The organism is Shewanella maritima (assembly GCF_043643735.1).
Lineage (GTDB): Bacteria > Pseudomonadota > Gammaproteobacteria > Enterobacterales > Shewanellaceae > Shewanella > Shewanella maritima_A.
The window spans coordinates 37,903-58,871 of the sequence record NZ_JBHZSM010000003.1 but is presented as its reverse complement, the minus strand read 5'-3'; the positions used below and the strand labels follow the sequence as shown (position 1 = coordinate 58,871).

General features: G+C 42.2%; 16 protein-coding genes. 3 read left to right on the top strand and 13 right to left on the bottom strand.

All coding sequences use genetic code 11. The annotated features are described in order from the left end of the window. Positions 1–48: 48 nt before the first annotated feature. Positions 49–2,628 carry a DNA mismatch repair protein MutS gene (gene mutS / locus ACHUGF_RS04455; RefSeq protein WP_394129592.1) on the top strand — a complete coding sequence of 860 codons (2,580 nt, stop codon included), beginning with the start codon at positions 49–51 and terminating at the stop codon, positions 2,626–2,628. 110 nt (positions 2,629–2,738) lie between these two features. Here the strand turns inward: mutS and rpoS are convergent, their stop codons facing one another. The 13 genes from rpoS to rlmD form a co-directional block, all read right to left on the bottom strand. Then, positions 2,739–3,716 carry an RNA polymerase sigma factor RpoS gene (gene rpoS, locus ACHUGF_RS04450; RefSeq protein ID WP_394129591.1) on the bottom strand — a complete coding sequence of 326 codons (978 nt, stop codon included), beginning with the start codon at positions 3,714–3,716 and terminating at the stop codon, positions 2,739–2,741. A gap of 78 nt (positions 3,717–3,794) precedes the next feature. Next, a complete protein-coding gene (locus ACHUGF_RS04445) occupies positions 3,795–4,715 on the bottom strand; it encodes a peptidoglycan DD-metalloendopeptidase family protein (RefSeq protein ID WP_394129853.1) in 921 nt (306 codons plus the stop codon). 47 nt (positions 4,716–4,762) lie between these two features. Beyond that, positions 4,763–5,398, bottom strand: a complete 636-nt coding sequence (locus tag ACHUGF_RS04440; protein ID WP_394129590.1) for a protein-L-isoaspartate(D-aspartate) O-methyltransferase — start codon at positions 5,396–5,398, stop codon at positions 4,763–4,765. Continuing rightward, positions 5,395–6,144, bottom strand: coding sequence for a 5'/3'-nucleotidase SurE (gene surE / locus ACHUGF_RS04435; RefSeq protein ID WP_394129589.1), 750 nt, complete (start codon positions 6,142–6,144; stop codon positions 5,395–5,397). Before surE ends, ACHUGF_RS04440 begins: the two co-directional genes overlap by 4 nt. Beyond that, positions 6,141–7,196, bottom strand: a complete 1,056-nt coding sequence (gene truD / locus ACHUGF_RS04430) for a tRNA pseudouridine(13) synthase TruD (RefSeq protein WP_394129852.1) — start codon at positions 7,194–7,196, stop codon at positions 6,141–6,143. The genes surE and truD overlap by 4 nt, the downstream gene beginning before the upstream one ends. A 14-nt stretch (positions 7,197–7,210) precedes the next feature. After that, positions 7,211–7,693, bottom strand: coding sequence for a 2-C-methyl-D-erythritol 2,4-cyclodiphosphate synthase (gene ispF, locus ACHUGF_RS04425; RefSeq protein ID WP_394129588.1), 483 nt, complete (start codon positions 7,691–7,693; stop codon positions 7,211–7,213). A gap of 67 nt (positions 7,694–7,760) precedes the next feature. Next, positions 7,761–8,438 carry a 2-C-methyl-D-erythritol 4-phosphate cytidylyltransferase gene (gene ispD / locus ACHUGF_RS04420; protein WP_394129587.1) on the bottom strand — a complete coding sequence of 226 codons (678 nt, stop codon included), beginning with the start codon at positions 8,436–8,438 and terminating at the stop codon, positions 7,761–7,763. Positions 8,439–8,446: 8 nt separating this feature from the next. Next, positions 8,447–8,749, bottom strand: coding sequence for a cell division protein FtsB (gene ftsB / locus ACHUGF_RS04415; protein WP_394129586.1), 303 nt, complete (start codon positions 8,747–8,749; stop codon positions 8,447–8,449). 90 nt (positions 8,750–8,839) lie between these two features. Then, a complete protein-coding gene (gene eno / locus ACHUGF_RS04410; RefSeq protein WP_394129585.1) occupies positions 8,840–10,141 on the bottom strand; it encodes a phosphopyruvate hydratase in 1,302 nt (433 codons plus the stop codon). A 259-nt stretch (positions 10,142–10,400) separates the two neighbouring features. Next, positions 10,401–12,041, bottom strand: coding sequence for a CTP synthase (locus ACHUGF_RS04405; protein WP_394129584.1), 1,641 nt, complete (start codon positions 12,039–12,041; stop codon positions 10,401–10,403). Positions 12,042–12,343: 302 nt separating this feature from the next. Then, entirely contained in the window at positions 12,344–13,213 is an 870-nt protein-coding gene (mazG, locus tag ACHUGF_RS04400) for a nucleoside triphosphate pyrophosphohydrolase (protein WP_394129583.1), read from the bottom strand. A 232-nt stretch (positions 13,214–13,445) separates the two neighbouring features. Further along, the gene (gene relA / locus ACHUGF_RS04395; RefSeq protein WP_394129582.1) at positions 13,446–15,656 is read right to left on the bottom strand and encodes a GTP diphosphokinase; all 2,211 of its coding nucleotides are present in this window, start codon (positions 15,654–15,656) and stop codon (positions 13,446–13,448) included. Between the two features lie 151 nt (positions 15,657–15,807). Next, complete coding sequence (gene rlmD / locus ACHUGF_RS04390) at positions 15,808–17,169, bottom strand: 23S rRNA (uracil(1939)-C(5))-methyltransferase RlmD (RefSeq protein WP_394129581.1); 1,362 nt, start codon at positions 17,167–17,169, stop codon at positions 15,808–15,810. Positions 17,170–17,267: 98 nt separating this feature from the next. Here rlmD and barA point away from each other — a divergent pair, with 98 nt between their 5' ends. Next, positions 17,268–20,090: a two-component sensor histidine kinase BarA gene (gene barA, locus ACHUGF_RS04385; RefSeq protein ID WP_394129580.1), complete on the top strand. Its 2,823-nt coding sequence runs from the start codon at positions 17,268–17,270 to the stop codon at positions 20,088–20,090. Beyond that, a complete protein-coding gene (locus ACHUGF_RS04380) occupies positions 20,083–20,682 on the top strand; it encodes a YjaG family protein (RefSeq protein WP_394129579.1) in 600 nt (199 codons plus the stop codon). The genes barA and ACHUGF_RS04380 overlap by 8 nt, the downstream gene beginning before the upstream one ends. The last annotated feature ends 287 nt before the right edge of the window (positions 20,683–20,969 follow it).

Below are 20,969 nucleotides of genomic sequence, written 5' to 3'. Positions count from 1 at the left end.
ATTAGCTCCTTAAAATATTGCTATAGCTTCCAAGAGTCTAATTACCGAATGACAAGTATTGATACCAGCAACTTATCAAATCACACCCCCATGATGCGCCAATACCTCACCATGAAAGCAGCCCATGCTGAAATGCTGCTGTTTTATCGAATGGGTGATTTTTATGAGCTATTTTATGATGACGCTAAAAGAGCATCTGAATTGTTGGGGATCTCATTGACCGCTCGCGGTAAGAGTGGTGGCGATCCGATACCGATGGCTGGTATTCCTTATCATTCTGTCGAAAACTACTTAGGCAAGTTAGTTCAACTGGGAGAATCCGTGGCAATTTGTGAGCAAGTAGGCGATCCTGCGACCTCCAAAGGCCCAGTTGACAGACAAGTTGTTAGAATTGTTACCCCAGGTACATTGACAGATGAAGCACTATTACAAGAGAGGCAAGACAATCTGTTAGCGGCTGTGTATCAAGCTAAAGTGGGTTATGGCTATGCCACGCTAGATGTGTCTTCTGGTAGATTTGTGATAGCAGAGCTTGAGACTGATGAAGCGTTAGAAGCAGAGCTGCAACGAACTAACCCAGCAGAATTACTGTATAACGAAGATTTCACTAACACGCTGATTATTTCTCAGTTTAAAGGTGTACGCCGACGCCCTGAATGGGAATTTGACTATGATACTAGCGTTAACTTATTACTAAGCCAATTTGGCACTAAAGATTTAAGTGGTTTTGGAATTACCCAAGACACGAGTGCATTACAAGCTGCTGGTTGTTTAATGCAATACGTCAAAGATACGCAGAAAACGGCCCTACCTCATATCAATTCTATTGTTCGATTTAATCCGTCTGACTCGATTGTATTAGATGCCGCTACCCGTAGAAATTTGGAGTTAACAGTCAATTTATCTGGCGGCTTTGATAATACGCTTGCATCTGTATTGGACAACACTGCAACACCAATGGGAAGTCGTATGTTGCAACGCTGGATCCACCAGCCTCTTCGAAACCATCAAGCAATCACTGCACGTCATCTAGCTGTGAGTGAGCTTATTGAAGCCAATTTGTACGACAGCTTATATGAGCAATTAAAGTTATTAGGTGATGTTGAGCGCATCATGGCGAGATTGGCATTGCGCAGTGCAAGGCCGCGTGACTTCTCACGTTTAAGACAAGCTTTAGGCTTGTTGCCTGAATTGCAGCAAACATTAGCACATTGTCAGCAGCCTCAATTACGTGCACTTGCAAAATTACTTGGCGAATTCCCTCAAGAACACCAATTATTATCCGCAGCCATTGTCGATAACCCTCCCATGCTCATTCGTGATGGTGGCGTTATTCGAGAAGGCTATAACAGCGAGCTTGATGAGTGGCGCAAATTAAGTGATGGGGCGAGTGATTATCTGGTCGCATTAGAAGCAAGAGAAAAAGAACAAACGGGTATCAACACCCTCAAGGTCGGCTATAACAAAGTGCATGGCTATTACATTGAAGTAAGCCGTTTACAGTCAGACAAGGTGCCACTTAGTTATCAACGCAGACAAACGCTGAAAGGCACTGAACGTTACATCACACCTGAACTCAAAGAGTACGAAGAAAAAGTACTTTCAAGCCAAGGAAAAGCACTGGCACTTGAGAAACAACTGTGGGAACAACTGTTTGATTTAATGTTGCCAAAACTGTCAGACTTGCAAGATTTTGCAACTGCTGCCGCCCAACTAGATGTGCTGAATAATTTCGCAGAACGTGCCGAAACGCTTAACTACCATTGTCCACAAATGGAAGATGTGATTGGCCTGCAGATTGATGCTGGACGACACCCGGTGGTTGAGCAAGTCAGCCAACAAGCATTTATTGCTAATCCGGTTAATCTCAACTCTCAGCGTCGCATGTTGATGGTTACCGGCCCGAATATGGGCGGTAAATCGACTTATATGCGCCAAACTGCATTGATCACATTAATGGCTCATATCGGCTGTTTTGTTCCAGCGGATCAAGCCGTGATCGGTGAAATTGATCGCATTTTCACTCGTATTGGCGCCTCTGATGATCTCGCCTCAGGCCGTTCAACCTTTATGGTAGAAATGACAGAAACAGCCAATATTCTCCACAATGCCACGCCGAATAGTTTGGTATTAATGGATGAAATAGGTCGTGGTACTTCCACCTATGATGGTTTATCACTGGCTTGGGCTGCGGCAGAGTATTTGGCGACCAAAGTAAATGCGCTGACATTATTTGCTACGCATTACTTTGAATTAACGCAAATGCCAGAGATGATCCCAGCGGTAGCAAATGTACACCTCGATGCAATTGAACATGGTGACACCATCGCATTCATGCATGCAGTTCAAGAAGGTGCGGCCAGCAAAAGCTATGGTTTACAGGTTGCTGCCTTAGCAGGTGTACCCGCCCGTGTGATAAAGTCAGCCAAACATAAACTGACACAACTAGAGTCTCGTGGTGGACCATTAGAATCAGGCTTAACCAATCAAACAAGTTTACCGTTAACTATGCCTGCGCCTGAAGACAGTGAAGTTGAATTGGCATTAGAGCATATTAACCCAGACGAACTCACGCCTAGACAAGCTCTCGATGAGCTATATCGCTTAAAAAATATGGCGAAACACTAGCTTGAATTTATCACACGAAAAAGGAGCACATTTCGTGCTCCTTTTCTATTCACAAATACCACAATATGAATGTTATTTCAGCGTATAAATCTACCGCTGCTAGCGCCAACTTACTCTCTAAATAAGGCCTCTACTGACAAGCCTTGCGCACCAAGTAAATCTTTTAAACGCTTTAAGGCTTCCACTTGGATTTGACGAACACGCTCACGGGTTAATCCAATTTCAGCACCTACATTTTCCAGTGTTGATGGCTCATAACCCAACAAACCAAATCGTCTAGCCAATACTTCGCGTTGCTTAGTGTTGAGTTCGTTCAACCAACCCACAATGGATTTTGATAAATCTTCATCTTGCACTCTGTGATCTGGCCCAACGCTATCATCATCAGCAATCACATCTAGTAGAGCCTTGTCATTATCTTCGCCACCTAGAGGTGTATCAACTGAAGTAATACGTTCATTAAGCTTCAGCATACGGCTGACATCACCAGTAGACACATCTAGTTTTTCAGCAATTTCTTCAGCGGTTGGTTCATGATCCAGTTTTTGTGCTAATTGGCGTGCAGTACGTAAATAAACGTTTAATTCTTTCACCACATGAATAGGTAAACGAATGGTCCGAGTTTGATTCATAATAGCCCGCTCAATTGTTTGGCGGATCCACCATGTCGCATAAGTAGAAAACCTAAAACCGCGTTCTGGGTCGAATTTCTCAACCGCTCTGATCAGACCTAAATTACCTTCTTCAATCAAATCGAGTAAGGCTAAACCACGATTGTTATATCTTCTTGCGATCTTAACAACGAGTCGTAGGTTACTTTCGATCATTCGATTGCGTGATTTTTCACAACCTTTGAGTGACTTGCGTGAGAAGTAGACTTCTTCCTCTGCGGTAAGAAGTGGGGAAAAACCGATTTCGCCTAAATACAGTTGAGTGGCGTCAAGGTTCTTTTGTAGGTCGTCTTGAACTTTTTCATCGATGTCATTCTGGCGTCCTGATGCACCATCATTGGCAACGGGTCTAGATTGTGGTTCCTTTGCTAAGTCGACAAGATTTTCTGCTGTTGCAGCGCTATTTTTTTGGCTCATAGTAACTCTCCCAAACCTAATATGTGGTATTTAATCTACTGCACTTGCCTATCCTCCGATAATTATGTTGCTAAACGATTACTGTCTAGGTAGATATTTCAATGGGTCTACTGACTTGCCGTGATACCTGATTTCGAAATGAAGCATCACATTGCTCGCCCCCGTACTCCCCATTGTTGCAACAGTTTGACCTGCATTGACGTATTGCTTTTCTTTAACCAGTATTTTGTCTGCATGGGCGTATGCACTTAAATAATCATCGTTGTGTTTGATAATTACTAAGTTTCCATATCCCCTCAGTGCGTTCCCCGCGTAAACAACTCTTCCATCAGCAGCTGCTTTTACTAAATCTCCTCGATTACCAGCAATCTTTATTCCTTGATTGCCTTGTTGAGAAGCAGAAAATCGCCCTATTAACTTGCCCTTCACTGGCCATTGCCAGCTTTTCACCTTACTTGGTAATGTCGAAACAGGCTTACTTACAGTTTGGTTAACTTTTTGTTGGGTAGTCGTTACAGAATACGCAGGCTTCGCTTTCTGATCAAGCTCTTTTTTTGTACTATCGTTTTTTGTGACGGAAGATTGACTATTTTTAGCAACTTGTTGATTTGCAATGGAATTAGCGTTAGACGGAGTGGTTTTAGACGCTGTTTTCACACTGGATGTGCTAGGCTTTGTATTTTTTTTGACACTGGTCGGAGTAGAAACCTGACCCGACAACTTTAGGACTTGCCCTGGATAAATAATATACGGTTTACGTAAGTTATTTATCTTTGCAACGTCAATAAAATCCTTACTCGCCCCCCATGAGATAGAATACAGTGTATCGCCCTTTTTTACTTTATAGGTGTTAGCAGTTAAAGAGCCGCGATCATACCGAGGCTGTGCAGAGGTAACACTGTCTACCGGAGCGGGTTGATGAGATTGGAAACTACAGCCACTAAAAATCAGCAATGCAAAACATAAGCAACATAGCCATAGGTATGTGTTATTGGAAATATGGTTAACGGATCCATTGTCAAAAAAATTCACAACTATTCCTTAGCCTATGCAAGTTCACCATTAACCAAAGGCACAAACTTTACAGCTTCAATAGTCTGTGAATGAAACTTATCACCTTGGCGAGTGATTTTTAGCAATTGCTGCTGCTCCTCCCCCACAGGAATGATTAATACGCCGCCCTCAGCTAACTGCTCTAATAATGCTTGTGGAATACTTGCTGCTGCTGCAGTGACCATGATGCCATCAAAAGGTCCACGGTTAGGCCAGCCCTTCCAACCATCACCATATTTGAATGACACATTATGCAGATCGAGACGCTTTAAGCGCTGCCTAGCTTGAATTTGTAGGGACTTGATCCGCTCGATGGTACATAACTGAGGCACTAACTGCGCTAAAATTGCAGCCTGATAGCCAGAACCAGTGCCAATTTCGAGTACACTCTTTGGCGCAGTGTTCAGTAACAGCTCTGTCATACGCGCCACTATGTAAGGTTGTGAAATCGTTTGTCCTTGGCCTATAGGTAATGCTGTATTCTCATAAGCCTTGTGCCCCAAAGCGCCATCCAAAAATAATTCTCTAGGTGTATTTGCCACCGCTGACAATACCTGATTATCCACAATGCCACTCTCCGCGAGCTTCTGCGCTAAATTTGATGATAATCTTGATGCCACTAATGTCATATTTTTGAAATCCAATCAGCTAATGGGTCTATCTGTTTATAAGCGGTTAAATCCACAGTTAAAGGCGTTATTGAAATATATCCCTCTGCTACTGCGCAAAAATCGGTACCTGGACCTGCATCTTGCTCTGCACCCACAGGGCCTAACCAATAAATATCTCTACCAGCAGGATCACTGGTTTTTATCATGCCTTCGGCCTTATGTCTCGCACCAAGACGGGTAACCTGAATACCTTTAATTTGCGCTAATGGTAAATCTGGTACGTTAACATTGAGTATTTGATCGCTGTTAATCGGGTGATCTAATAATCCTTGCACTATTTTTACCGCATAATGCGCTGCCGTTTCATAATGGGTTAGCTCTTTGCCTGCTAACGAAATTGCAATGGCTGGCAAACCTAAAAACCGCCCTTCCATTGCTGCAGCGATGGTGCCTGAATACAAGGTGTCATCGCCCATATTGGCACCAGCATTAATACCTGAGACCACAATTTGCGGTTCATGCTCGCATAATTGCCTTATTGCCAAATGGACACAATCCGTTGGAGTACCATTAACAGCAATATAGCCATTGTCTAAGTTATTAATTCTTAATGGGTTGGTCAAGGTTAATGAGTTACTGGCGCCTGAGCAATTTCTATCTGGTGCGACAGTCAGCACATTCGCAACTTGTTCAAGTGCTTGAGTTAATGCCTTGATGCCTGGTGCATGAACCCCATCATCGTTACTGACAACAACATTGATCATTTCGTTTCCTGCTTTAGGCTCTCTAGCCATTGTTGATTTTGTACATCTTGATAATCCACTAGCTCACGTAATATCGACGTAGCAAAGCTGCCTGCAGGTAAGAAAAACTCAATTACAACACTATCTCCATTGATGCTGTGCTTCACAGCTTGTGGCATCAATATTATTGGACGCCTTTCCTGATTCAGCCCAGCTTGCTCTAAGCTAACTAAATCATCAGCCAATGTTGATAATGCTTCTTGCTCTGACGCCAATGCATCCTTATGGGATAGTGCATCTCCTCTCCCCCATAATGGCGCTGACAATTGAATATCATGACTGGCAAGCCGAGATAAATTTTCCTCATCCCATGTATCAACAACAAAAAAGCTTTTGCTGCCTGAAAGCATGACACAATCACCATCAAGCGGTTGCTGCTGCGACTCTGCTAATCTTGCAGAGGCAGCAATATTAAATGCGTTGGAGCGAACTGCAGATAAATACAAACTGCGTTTTTTACGATCTTTAATTTTACGGCCACCATTTAACATCTTGCGACCTTGAATAAGATTTTTGCCGTGATGACCAAAACGCTGCTCGCCGAAATAATTAGGTACGCCTTGTGCTTTGATAATGTTTAAGCGCTCCAATAAGGCTTCAATATCTGACACTTGTTTCAGAGTGAGTGTGAAGCGATTGCCAATCAACGCACCAATTCGCAGTTTTTTACTGTGACGGTGACACTCAAGCACCTGTAAATTATCTTGATTAAGTGCTTTCCAATCGGGCGTGTCTTTTCCTGGAATACGAATACCAAACCATTGCTCTGTGACGGCGTTCTTATCTTTCTGCCCAGCATAACCCACATCTTTAGGATGAACTTTGGCAAATTTTGCCAACATATCGACCACTTGTGCCGTGTTAAGGCCCGACTTTCGAATGTGTACTAGGTGATGCTCACCTTCGCCAGTGGGTGCAAAGGGTAATATTTCTTGCACAATAAAATCTTCATTTACCGTACGAATATTGGCAGTTACATCGGGTTTTCCGTGTAGGTAATGCAATTGGTCTATCATTTTATTCTCATTTATTTTGAATGAGTTAATAAGGTCACAGCCTCAACTGCTATTCCTTCTTTACGGCCAGTAAAGCCAAGTTTCTCTGTCGTGGTTGCCTTCACATTGATTTGACTGATGTCCACTGATAAATCTTCAGCGATACATTGTCTCATTGCTGTGATATGTGGCAGCATCTTCGGTGCTTGCGCAATAATAGTCACATCAAGGTTACCCAAATAATAACCAGCTTGATTGACCAATTGATAGCAATGCTTCAATAATTCGCGGCTGTCAGCCCCTTCAAATTCAGGATCCGTATCTGGAAAGTGCTTGCCGATATCGCCTAGAGCCACTGCCCCTAGAATTGCATCACTCACGGCATGTAATACAACGTCACCATCTGAGTGAGCAATAAGTCCTTGATCATAAGGCACTACCACACCACCTAAAATTAACGGCTTATCTCCGCCAAATTTGTGAACATCAAAACCATGACCAATTCGTATATTCATTATATTTTAACCTTCTCAAACAAAGCCGTCATTGAGTCAACGTCATGACCCAATCAGCCAATCGGTTTTATTGGGACAAAAACAATTGCGCTAACATTAAATCATCAGGATGTGTCACCTTGATGTTATCTGCGCGCCCCTTTACTAAACCAGGAGCAACACCCGCCCACTCCATTGCGCTTGCTTCATCAGTAATGTTTGCCCCTTGAACCAAAGCCTGCTGCAGATTTTGTTTCAATTGCTTTGCCGGAAAGAATTGCGGCGTAAGAGCATGCCAAAGCTGCTCTCGCTCAACGGTAGATACTATTTGACCTTGAGCATTACCACGTTTCATTGTATCTCTTACTGGTGACGCTAAAATAGCCCCTTGTGGAAATTGCTGTGAAGCATCAATCAGCACATCAATATCTTGATGGGTTAAACAAGGTCTGGCAGCATCGTGCACCAATACCCAGCTTTGCTCGTCTGTCTGCAAAAGCGCCGCCAATACAGAATCGGCTCGCTCTTTACCACCTATCACCTGCTGTATTTTAGGATGAGTGGCAATTGCAAGTTCAGCAAACATATCGTCTTCTGGATTAAGTGCCACAACAACTTTATTAATTTTTGGATGTTCAACTAAACACGCCAGTGTATGCGCAATAATAGGCTGACCATTCAAGGGCAAATACTGTTTGGGTATATCAGCTTGCATACGACTACCTATACCAGCTGCCGGTACAATGGCGATAATATCTTTGGTCATAATAGGGATTATTGTCCGAATGGGTTACTAGAACGAATTTCACTACCAACAACACGGTAAAAGGTTTCCCCTTTTTTCACCATGCCTAACTCGTTTCTTGCACGTTCTTCAATGGCTTCAGTGCCACTTTTTAAATCAATAATTTCTTGCTTGAGGATTTGGTTACGTGCAACTAGCTTTTCATTACTCTTTTGTTGCTCAGAGATCTGAGCCTGCAACACCATTTGCTGGGAATAGTTATTCTCTCCAAACCAAAGGCGGTATTGGAGTAAGCCAATAATCACTAGCAATATGACAACTAAAGATCTCATAGTAATGAAACAAGTGTTGATGAAAAGCGATGCAAGTATAGTACAACAAAAAAGGCCACCGAGTGGTGGCCTTTTTAAGATTTAGTCAGATTAGCCCTGACCTTTAACTTCTTTTAATCCGTTGTAAGGTGCTTTTTCACCTAATGCTTCTTCAATACGAAGCAATTGGTTGTACTTAGCTACACGGTCTGAGCGGCTTAATGAACCTGTTTTGATTTGACCTGCTGCAGTACCCACAGCTAAATCAGCAATAGTTGCATCTTCAGTCTCGCCTGAACGGTGAGAGATAACAGCAGTGAAACCAGCATCTTTCGCCATTTTAATCGCAGCTAAGGTTTCAGTTAATGAACCGATTTGGTTGAACTTGATAAGAATCGAGTTTGCAATACCGTTGTCGATGCCACGCTTTAAAATCTTAGTGTTAGTTACGAATAAATCGTCACCTACTAATTGGATCTTATCACCTAACAATTTAGTCTGATGCGCAAAACCGTCCCAATCAGATTCATCTAAGCCATCTTCAATCGATACAATTGGGTATTCGTTAACTAGACCTTCTAAAAAGTGGTTAAACTCTTCAGAAGTGAATTGCTTGCCTTCACCTTTCAGGTCGTAGATGTTTTCTTCTTTGTTGTAGAACTCAGAAGCTGCACAATCTAAAGCTAACGTGATGTCTTTACCTAACTCGTAACCTGCATTAGCAACGGCTTTCTTGATTGCAGCAAGAGCGGCAGCGTTTGACTCAAGGTTTGGCGCGAAACCACCTTCATCGCCAACCGCGGTAGAGTGGCCTTCAGCTTTTAATACTTTCGCTAGGCTATGGAATACTTCAGCGCCCATGCGTAAACCTTCGCGGAAGTTTGCTGCGCCAACAGGCTGTACCATGAACTCTTGGATATCAACAGAGTTGTCAGCATGCTCACCACCATTGATGATGTTCATCATAGGTAAAGGCATTGAGTACACACCAGGAGTACCGTTAATATCAGCAATGTGTGCGTATAAAGGGACTTTTTTGGCAGCAGCGGCAGCTTTTGCAGTCGCTAAAGACACAGCTAAAATGGCGTTAGCACCAAAGTTTGCTTTGTTTTCTGTGCCATCTAAATCAATCATAATTTGATCAATTTCAGCTTGAGCAATAGCATCTTTGCCAGCCAATGCTTGCGCGATAGGGCCATTCACAGCTTCGACTGCTTTTAAAACACCTTTACCTAGGTAGCGTGATTTATCACCATCACGTAACTCTAATGCTTCACGGCTACCCGTTGATGCACCTGATGGCGCAGCAGCTAAGCCAATGAAACCACCTTCTAGGTGAACTTCAGCTTCAACGGTAGGGTTACCACGTGAGTCCATGATTTCACGTCCGATAACTTTAATGATGTTAGCCATAATTTCCTCTTACTTTTGTGTAAAGTTGAAAGTTAAATACAAAATAAAAAAATCAATACCAATAAACTTCATTTAATCTGTTATCGCTCCATAAACAACAAACTTATTCGTATTTGACTTTCATTTCTGTAATAAAAAACCAACAGCACTAGAATAGACCTAAAGTCTATCTGCATCAATAAGCTTTTCGCTTTTGAGTTGCGAGTTGGTTCAAAAAAATAAAAAAAGGCCGTGTTTATTAATCACGGCCTACTTTGTTTTAATCGTTTAAATCACCTTTTTGGTAGGTTGCAGCGGCTGCTACAAAACCTTCAAATAGTGGGTGACCATCACGCGGTGTTGAGGTGAACTCAGGGTGGAACTGACCAGCAACAAACCAAGGGTGCGATGGGATTTCTATCATCTCAACAAGTTTGCGATCAGAAGAAAGACCACTGAATTTCAAGCCAGCTTTTTCTAATCGTTCAATATAGTTGTTGTTCACTTCATAACGGTGGCGGTGACGCTCAACACAACTTGCACTACCGTATGCTTCGGCAGCTTTAGTACCTTCAATTAAATGGCAAAGCTGCGCGCCTAAACGCATAGTGCCACCTAAGTCAGACGCTTCATCGCGTTCTTCAACTTCACCATCTTCATTGATCCACTCTGTGATTAAACCAATAACAGGGTGTGCAGATTCAGAGTCAAACTCAGTTGAGTGAGCACCTTCTAAACCTGCAACATTACGCGCAAATTCAATTAGGGCCACTTGCATACCTAAGCAAATACCAAAGTAAGGCAGGTTGTTTTCACGTGCGTATTTAGCAGCAAAGATTTTGCCTTCTACGCCACGCTCACCAAAACCACCTGGAACTAAAATACCATCTAAACCTTGTAAGACTTCACCACCTTTTGCTTCAACAGTTTGAGAATCAATATACTGAATGTTCACTGTTAAACGGTTCTTCAAACCAGCATGCTTTAATGCTTCGTTAACCGACTTATAAGCATCTGGCAGTTCAATGTACTTACCCACCATACCAATAGTAATTTCACCATTTGGATTCGCTTCTTGGTAAATCACATTTTCCCACTCAGAAAGATCAGCATCCTGACACTCAAGGTGGAAACGCTTAACAACTAGCTCATCTAAACCCTGTGCACGAAGCAATGCTGGGATTTTGTAGATGCTATCAACATCTTTCAATGAAATAACCGCGCGCTCTTCAACATTACAGAAAAGCGAAATTTTGGCTTTTTCATTAGCTGGAATCGCACGATCACCACGGCAGACAAGCACATCTGGTGCAATACCGATTGAACGTAATTCTTTAACAGAGTGCTGAGTCGGCTTAGTTTTCACCTCTCCTGCTGCACCTAAGAAAGGTACTAAGGTCAGATGCATAAATAAAGTGCGCTCGCGTCCTAGCTCAACACCTAATTGACGAATTGACTCAAGGAATGGTAAGGACTCAATATCACCTACTGTGCCACCAATCTCAACGATAGCGACATCATGACCTTCACCACCCGCAATGACTTTCTCTTTGATGGCTGTCGTAATATGAGGAATAACCTGAATAGTTGCACCTAAATAGTCACCACGACGCTCTTTGCGCAGTACTTCTTCATAAATACGACCCGTGGTGAAGTTGTTACGACGGTTCATTTTGGTACGAATGAAACGTTCGTAGTGACCTAAGTCTAAATCAGTTTCAGCACCATCTTCTGTAACGAACACTTCACCATGTTGTGTCGGGCTCATTGTGCCCGGATCAACGTTGATGTAAGGGTCAAGTTTCATAATGGTTACATTAAGGCCACGCGCCTCTAAAATTGCTGCTAATGATGCTGCTGCAATGCCTTTACCTAGTGATGAAACTACGCCACCAGTTACGAAGATATACCTTGTAGTCATGCTGAACCTGAGAAATTGTGTTGGAAAATACGTGCTTGTAAGAAAGCACTAGGACGGGGCGACATTGTACCAAAACACACCCTAGACAACAAATACTAAACGAATAAATTTTGATCCTTTATAGTGTAGTACACCGCACTCATTAGCCCTAATCTTTGCTCTCCTTTGCTGTGATACAAGTGCAGTCAACATTTGCAGTAAAATCACGCAGGCAATTCTCTAAACGCCATGGTGAAAACTAATCAATCTCAAGCTTGAACAAAACGGCTTCTAGCCTATTTTTAACGATCTATTAGGTGCTATTACTTTATCTCAGTTCGTTTTACCCGCTCCCAATAAAGGTCTAACTCTTCCAAAGAGTGTTGTTCAAGTGCTTTATCACTTTTCTGCGCAAGTGACTCTACTCCTTTAAAGCGTTTTTCGAATTTATAATTGGCTTGTCTGAGAGCTTGCTCAGGATCAACGCCAAGATGCCGAGCCATATTAGCAACAGCAAATAATAAATCCCCCATCTCTTCAGCAACTTTTGGTTGATATACTTCTGGCTCAGTGGCTAAGTGCTTCGCTTCGGCCATCACTTCATCTATTTCTTCATGCACTTTGGCAACCACAGGTTCAAGTTCGGCCCAATCAAACCCGACACGCGCAACACGCTTTTGGATCTTGATGGCGCGTTTAAGTGAAGGCAGTGCTTTAGGAATATCATCAAGCAATGACATTTGCTGCTTCTGATGCCTTTCTTGCTGCTTAATGGCTTCCCATGTCTGCTTAACTTGAGAAGTCGAAACAATATTATCGACCTCTCCTTCTTGATGAACCTGTGTAGATAAATCAGTTTGGGTTAGTGAGACATCACTTGAATTGAACACATGCGGGTGGCGACGTATAAGCTTATCGGAAATACGGTTGGCGACATCTTCAAAATCAAAGTCACCTTGTTCTTTACCCAATTGACAATAAAAAATGACCTGAAACAACAAATCACCTAGCTCGTCGGGCAAACTGTCAAAATCGCCTTGCTCAATGACATCTGCAACTTCGTAGGCCTCTTCTAGGGTGAAAGGAACGATGGATGTAAAATCTTGCACTTTATCCCAAGGACAACCCGTTTCTGGGTCCCGCAGTTGCGTCATAATCCATTGCAGTTTTTCAATTGCGTTGCGATGATTCATCTTATGCCTTTTTCGGTATTCTACTGCTGTTAGTTAGGCGTTTTAGGCTGGTTAATGCTCACCCAGCTTGAAGCAAAAGTTTAACCACGCCTTATTGACTAAAAAGGTGAAACCATATTGGTTTCACCTTTATACAATCGCCCATTTTATTTTCTACAATTAATAGCTCTTGCTATACATGCTAGCTATGTATAACTAGTTTGAATAGCCAAGCTGTCCAAGCATCTACTTGTTATACCCGTCTAGCCTGCATCACACCTTCAATTTGATTGAGCTTTGCCAGCACTCTTGAAAGACCATCTAAGTTATACAACTCTAGTTCCAATTCGACCGTAGCGGTTTGGGTTTTCACATCGGATGATGAACTCATTGCCATAACATTGGATTTTTCAGCGGCTAGCACGGTCGTGACATCACGTAGTAAACCACTGCGGTCATGGGCTTCAACAGCCACTTTAATCCGATAACCACCTGAGTAGTTCTCCCCCCAAACCACATCAACACTACGCTCTGGGTGAGCACGCATTAGCTCTTTGACCTGCTCACAATCGCTACGGTGCACAGAAATCCCCCGCCCCATGGTGATATAGCCAAAGATTTCATCACCAGGAACCGGATGACAACAATTAGCAATATGGCTCATCAAGTTACCAACCCCATTTACTTCAACCTGTCCTGAACCTGACTTTTTAGGCTTACTGGAAGATTTCTTAATGATGTCTTCAACGAGGTCTTCTTCTGTTTCAGGCTCTTTACGTATCTGACCTTCAGTGTAATTAACCACCTGATTTAAACGTAAATCCCCACCACCAATTGCCGCCAACATATCATCCATAGATAACAAGTTAAAACGATCGATAGCCACAGTGGCATCTTTCAGTTTCAAGCCAATTCGTGACAGTTCGTTTTCAAGCATTTCTTTACCGGCAACAATGTTTTTATCTCTGTCTTGCTGCTTAAACCAATGCTGGATCTTTGAGCGTGAGCGCGACGACTTAATATAACCCAAGTTAGGGTTTAGCCAGTCACGCTTAGGGTTTGGGTGTTTTGAGGTGATGATTTCAATGCGTTCACCAGTTTCAACCTGATATGTAAACGGCACAATTCTGCCATCAACTTTGGCACCAATACATTTATGACCCACTTGAGAGTGAATGTAATATGCAAAATCGAGTACTGTCGAACCTAAAGGTAAGTCGACGACTTCACCGTTAGGCGTGAACACATACACACGGTCTTCAAACACTTGGCTTCTGACTTCATCAACGAGATTACCGCTTTCAGCAACATCTTCTTGCCACTGTAAAATTTTACGTAACCAGTTAATTTTTTCTTCATAACCACTTTGCTTAGCATTGGCCGCGCCTTCTTTATATTTCCAGTGCGCAGCGACCCCTAGCTCAGCGTCTTGATGCATCGCTTCGGTTCGAATTTGGATCTCAACGGTTTTACCTTCAGGCCCCACCACTACGGTATGGATAGATTGGTAACCATTAGGTTTAGGGTTGGCCACGTAGTCATCAAACTCTCGTGGGATATGGTGCCATAAGGTATGCACCACACCTAACGCACCGTAACAATCTTGTAAGCGATCAGTGACGATACGAACGGCGCGTACGTCAAACAGCTCATCAAACTTAAGGTCTTTACCTTTCATTTTGCGCCAGATGGAGTAAATATGCTTAGGCCGACCATACACTTTGGCGCGGATATCATCTTTATCCAAACGGGCTTGTAAATCTGAAACAAACTTGTCGATATAGACTTCGCGATCAAGCCTTTTACCATCTAATTGTTTAGCAATATCTTTATAGACTTGTGGGTGAAGATAACGGAATGAAATATCCTCTAACTCCCACTTCAATTGGCCAATACCCAAGCGATTAGCCAGTGGTGCATATATGTCAGCAATTTCTCTGGCAAGTAGTACTCGCGTTTCTTCATCGGAGTTTTTGACTGCACGTAATAAACAAACACGCTCGGCAAGCTTCACCACCACCGCACGTACATCAGCAACCATCGCAAGTAACATTTTACGAATATTATCGACTTGTGACTCACCGGTCCTGGCAGAGTGCCCATCTACTTTCAAAGCGCCAATGGCTTCCATGGTAACAACGCTTTCAACCAGTTTGGCCAAGCTTTTACCATACTTTTCTTCGATGATTTCACAATCGATTAGCCCAGCTTCAAGCACAACAAACAATACAGCGGCTTGTAAGGTCTCGATGTCCATATTTAGAGGCGCAAGAATTTCAATCATTTCCCGAGCTCGACTTAAAAGCTGAGCATGGGCGATTTGATTTGTCACGGGTATCGCTTCCAGTGAAATAATCAAATCTTTGAGTCGTTTAGCATCATCATTATCTTCAATATAACGTGCGACCCATTCATCTAATTGAAAAGGCTCGGTATTAAAGTGTGCTTCACGGACTGAAACCATGTAAATTCCTTAATTCACTTCTTCCTGCGACCAATAGCCAAAGCTAAATCTCCGGCGACTGATACCTATAAAATATGGTTGATTATTGTAATCAAAATCCTGAGTAGAACCTATCCTTAATCTATTAACTGAACAAAAATTAATAACTAAATTAAGGCATAAGTTCGAACATCGCCATTGCTTCTATATGATGCGTTTGCGGAAACATATCAATCATGTTTATTTTTGTTAGCTGATACCCTTGTTCAAACAACACATTGCAATCTCGAGCCAGACTAGCAGGATTACATGACACATAAACCACTTGTTTAGGTTGCAACTTTTCTAACCAGTGCAAACTTTCATATGCGCCCGCTCTCGCTGGGTCAAGCAACATCTTATCAATCTGGCCTAACCAAGGCTGCTCAGACAAATCCGCACTTAAATCGGCATGGTAAAAAGTTAAGTTGTCTAACTGGTTTTGCTCAGCATTGTGTTTGGCCTGAACCACCATTGATTCAACACCCTCAACCCCAATCACTTGCGCACCCGAACTTGCCAAAGCCAAACTGAAATTACCAACGCCACAAAATAAATCTAAGATGCGCTCATCCGCTTGTGGGTTTAACCAGTCAACGGCTTGAGCCACCATTGCTTGGTTAATTTGGCCATTCACTTGTACAAAATTGCCAGGGGTAAACTCACAACTAAGGCTGCCATTATTTAGACCATAATAAGGTAGTGTCACTAGTTCAAGTGAACTTAGTTCAGGATAAACTTGGCGTAACGCATTTTCAGTTTGCAGAATCAATATAATTTGCTGCTTCTGCGCAAAGCTAAATAGCCATTTGATATCTGAGTTAGCTAACGACTTAGTGATCCTAAGTACTGCAAAAATACCATTATCAGCATGAGTTAATTCTAAATGACCTAAACTCGCCTTGCCCTTGAGCTGATTTAGCATCATTGAAAATGGTTCAATCAATGCTGCGAGTTCAGGCATTAAAATTGGACAAGTGTTTACCGGTACAATGCTATGGCTGTTTGCAGCTCTGAAGCCTAATTGCAAACGTTGGTTTTTCTTATTCACCAAAGTGGCCAAACGTGCTCGGCGGCGATAAGCCGTGGCTTCCCCCACAAGGGCTGGTGCAATTAACTTAGGCTCGATGGTTTTTAATGTAGATAGCTTTTCAATGAGGCTAATCAAGGCTGCCTGTTTATGTTGCCTTTGCTCATTAACCTGTAAATGCTGCAAATCACAGCCACCGCACTGCTCATAATATTGGCAGATAGGCTTTACTCGTGCATCCGATGCGTGATCAATACTGTGTAGTTTTGCCTTAGCGAAACGCTTTTTTTGCTCGGTCAGCTGCACTGTCACTTGCTCACCAGCTAACGCGCCCGGCACAAATACGACTTTCCCTAGATACTCACCAATGCCAGCCCCCATGTGATCGAGCTGAGTTATACTTAATGGTGTTTTGGCAGAGAGTTGTTTTGATTTATTCGCTTTAGGTTTATAAAAATTGGCCATATCTGCCTCAAATCACATAAAAAACTGGTCAAAGCTGCTTAAAATCTGGCAGTCTAGACTTTACTTAGGTTATATCATCGGAAATACCCATAGAAATCATGAAAAGTACTGACAACTTAACCAAATTTAGTCTTCGGTCTTGGGTTTTAGTGCTCTCATTGGCGCCAACGATTGTGGTGGGTATTCTACTCGGTAGCTATTTCACTATAAACCGTTTTTATGAGTTGGAAGACGCATTAATTGCTAAAGGTCAAAGTATTGCCGAACCTTTGGCTATTGCCAGTGAATTCGGTGTGGTTAATCAAGACAGAGATTCTAGCAAACGTTTACTTGCCGCAGCTCAGCTCAATCATGCATCGTTAATTCATTCAATCGCCATTTTCGATGCCAATAACCAGCTTTTTGTGACCTCTCACTACCATAAAGATTTTGAAAACATGCGCTATAAACAGCCATTACAAAATCTGGCAGACAGTGAGCATCAAACCATTGAAGATTCAATGGTATTGCGCGTTCCCATTATCTCCAACACAGATCTAGGGTTATTTACCAACGCATCTCCTAGCGCTAGCTCCATTACTACCCCGACAAAAGCGATCATCAATCATCAAAATGAACGATTGCTTGGCTATATTTCTGTGTTACTTAATAAGGAAAATGCCCTGTTGGCGCAGCATCGCGCTGCAATCGCGGCTTTTATTATTGTATTAATTGGGGTGCAATTTAATCTGTTTTTCACCTTCCGCCTCGTCAAATACGTTAACCACCCCATTACAGAAATGGTACGTGTAGTAGCAAAAATTCGTGAAGGTAAGTTGGACTCCCGCCTCGAAGGCAATCTAATTGGTGAACTGGATTTACTTAAGCGAGGTATCAATGCCATGGCGGGCTCCTTGTCTGAATACCACGATGAAATGCAACAAAACATTGATCAGGCAACATCAGACTTACGGGAAACGTTGGAGCAAATTGAAATCCAGAACGTTGAGCTTGATTTAGCTAAAAAGCGCGCATTAGAAGCAAGCCGAATCAAATCTGAGTTCTTAGCCAACATGTCCCACGAACTGCGCACACCACTTAACGGCGTCATTGGTTTTGCCAGACAATTAATCAAAACACCGCTTCACTCAAGTCAGCTTGATTACATCAAAACCATTGAGCGAAGTGCCAGTAATTTACTGGGGATCATCAATGACATTCTAGATTTCTCGAAACTTGAAGCCGGTAAAATGGTGTTAGAGAAAATGCCATTTGCATTACGAGAAACCATTGCAGAAACAGTCAGTATTATTGCTGCTAGCGCACAAGAGAAAGGGCTGGAGTTAATCATCGATATTGACCCTAACGTGCCAGAAAGCGTCAGCGGCGATCCAATGCGCTTAAGCCAAATCATTACCAACTTAGTGGGTAATGCGATTAAATTTACTGATCAAGGCAGTGTTAGTATAAAAATACATCTAGCTAGCATAGAAAATGAATCTGTCACGCTTCGATGTGAGATTATCGATACTGGTATTGGTATTGACGAAAGCCAGCAAGAATATTTATTCCAAGCATTTGGCCAAGCTGATTCATCTATTTCAAGACGCTTTGGCGGCACGGGTCTTGGGTTAGTCATCACTAAAAGGCTGATCAATCAAATGGGCGGCCAAATAGGTTTTACATCTGCGCCTAACCAAGGTTCTAATTTCTGGTTTATCTTACCGCTTGAAATAAGCCAATTCCAAATTGGTGAAGCTTTGCCGATGGATGTATTACGACATAAGACCGTGTTGTTGTTTGAACCAAGAGAGCAAAGCCGCGACAACTATAATCGCTTATTTGAAGCATGGGGAATGTCGCTCACCAGCGTAGGGCAGTTAGACCATTTTGAAAGCACATTAGAAAACGATAATCTGTTTTTCGATTACATCATGCTCAGCTGTAAATCCTTTGAGCAAGCTACAGATATCCAACATTGTTTAACTCACGCAAAGCAGCATACAAACTGCTTGGTCGTTTTGCATGAAACCCATAATGAACAAATGATCGTAGATGTACTTAAGCCTAATACAGATGTATTGCTTAAGTCGCCTGTCAGTGATTACACACTCGCAAGGCAAATGATCTATCCACCAACACCATCAATGCTGAAAGAAAAGCCTGTGGTGGAAACCATGGCAGATAAACTCAATGTGAGTGTGTTAGCAGTTGATGATAATCAAGCAAACTTAAAACTGATTGATACTCTACTGCAAGAGTTAGTGATTAATGTTGTCACAGCCAATAATGGTGATAAAGCAGTAGAACTGGCCCGTGAGCAAGTATTTGATATTATCTTTATGGATATTCAAATGCCTGGTACTGACGGGCTAACTGCAACTACATTAATCCGCGAAAACTCTCTAAACCGTAATACGCCCATTATTGCCGTGACCGCCCATGCTATTGCTGAAGAGCGTGAAAATATTTTACAAAGTGGTATGGATGGTTTCTTACCTAAACCCATCGACGAAACATCGTTGAAGGTCGTGATTGATAAGTGGGTAGCTTCGCCGCAATTTACCCATTTTGATGTGCACACTTTAAATTGGGAATTATGTTTATCTCAAGCCAATCAAAAGCCTGATTTAGCCTTTGATATGCTTAAAATGCTGCTCGACTCAATTCCAGAAACTGTCATCAACATTGAGACGGCATTAGCTGATGAAAAAGCTGAAGTGTTACAACAGGTTGTACATAAACTGCATGGAGCCAGTTGCTATAGCGGTGTACCTCGAACGCAAAAGCTCTGCCAGCAGATTGAAACGGCACTAAAGCGTCAAACCTCGATTAATGACATAGAGCCGGAAATACTTGAGTTACTTGATGAACTAACTAAGGTAGAATCCGCAGCTAAGCAAGTTATCAACCAATTATCAGTGGATATACCCAATGAGTAACAAAAGTGGATTTTTCAAACGACTAAAAGCGCTGTCTTTTTCCCAAAAGCAATTATTTGCAACCGCTTTATGTCAGCGAATGTTACCTAACTACCAGCTTTTTTCTGAAGTATGTGAATATGGTAATCCGCAGGTTTTACAAACGGCCATGGAATTATTATGGCAGAGCCAATATGACAATAAGCTCAAGTTTAATACCGATGTTCATTTGCAAAGAATTGAAGAAATCACACCAGAGCCAGCAGAGTTTGAAGCCTATGGTGCATATCCAGCAATGGATGCTGCAGTAGCGGTATCAACCTTGCTTAATGCGATTCAAGGCAAAGCAGAAGATGACATCACTAACATTAGTAAATTATCTTCAAGCACCGTTGCACATTATATTGAAGCACTCAGCGATGAATCTCTGACTGACGAAGCCCTCGATGAATATGTTTTTGCTCACCCTTTCATGGAACAAGAAAAAGAGATGCAAAATATATTACTCGATGCTATTGAATCAGAAAAAAACGTGTCAAAAGCTTTAGTTCAAGGACTAAGAAAAGAGATCATAGAATCCGGTGTGTCTAACATAGGGATTAGTTTAGATTAACGCTGAATCATACAGATATTAGCTAATATCTCACGTCATCACACACCAGGCGTTAAACTAGGACGAGCCACTGAGATATTTCAGCCTCGTTCTAGTCATTAATCTTTCAACGCCATCCTACAGATAATCACTACACAATAATAATTTAGCAATCGGCCGGCGACTTACTAATAGTAATATCACTCCTCGCGAAACCTCGCACATATTCAGCAACTATCAAAACAACATATAAAGCCTTTTAAATCAGATGGTTAAATATAAATCTTAATAAATTAGTACAAATTACC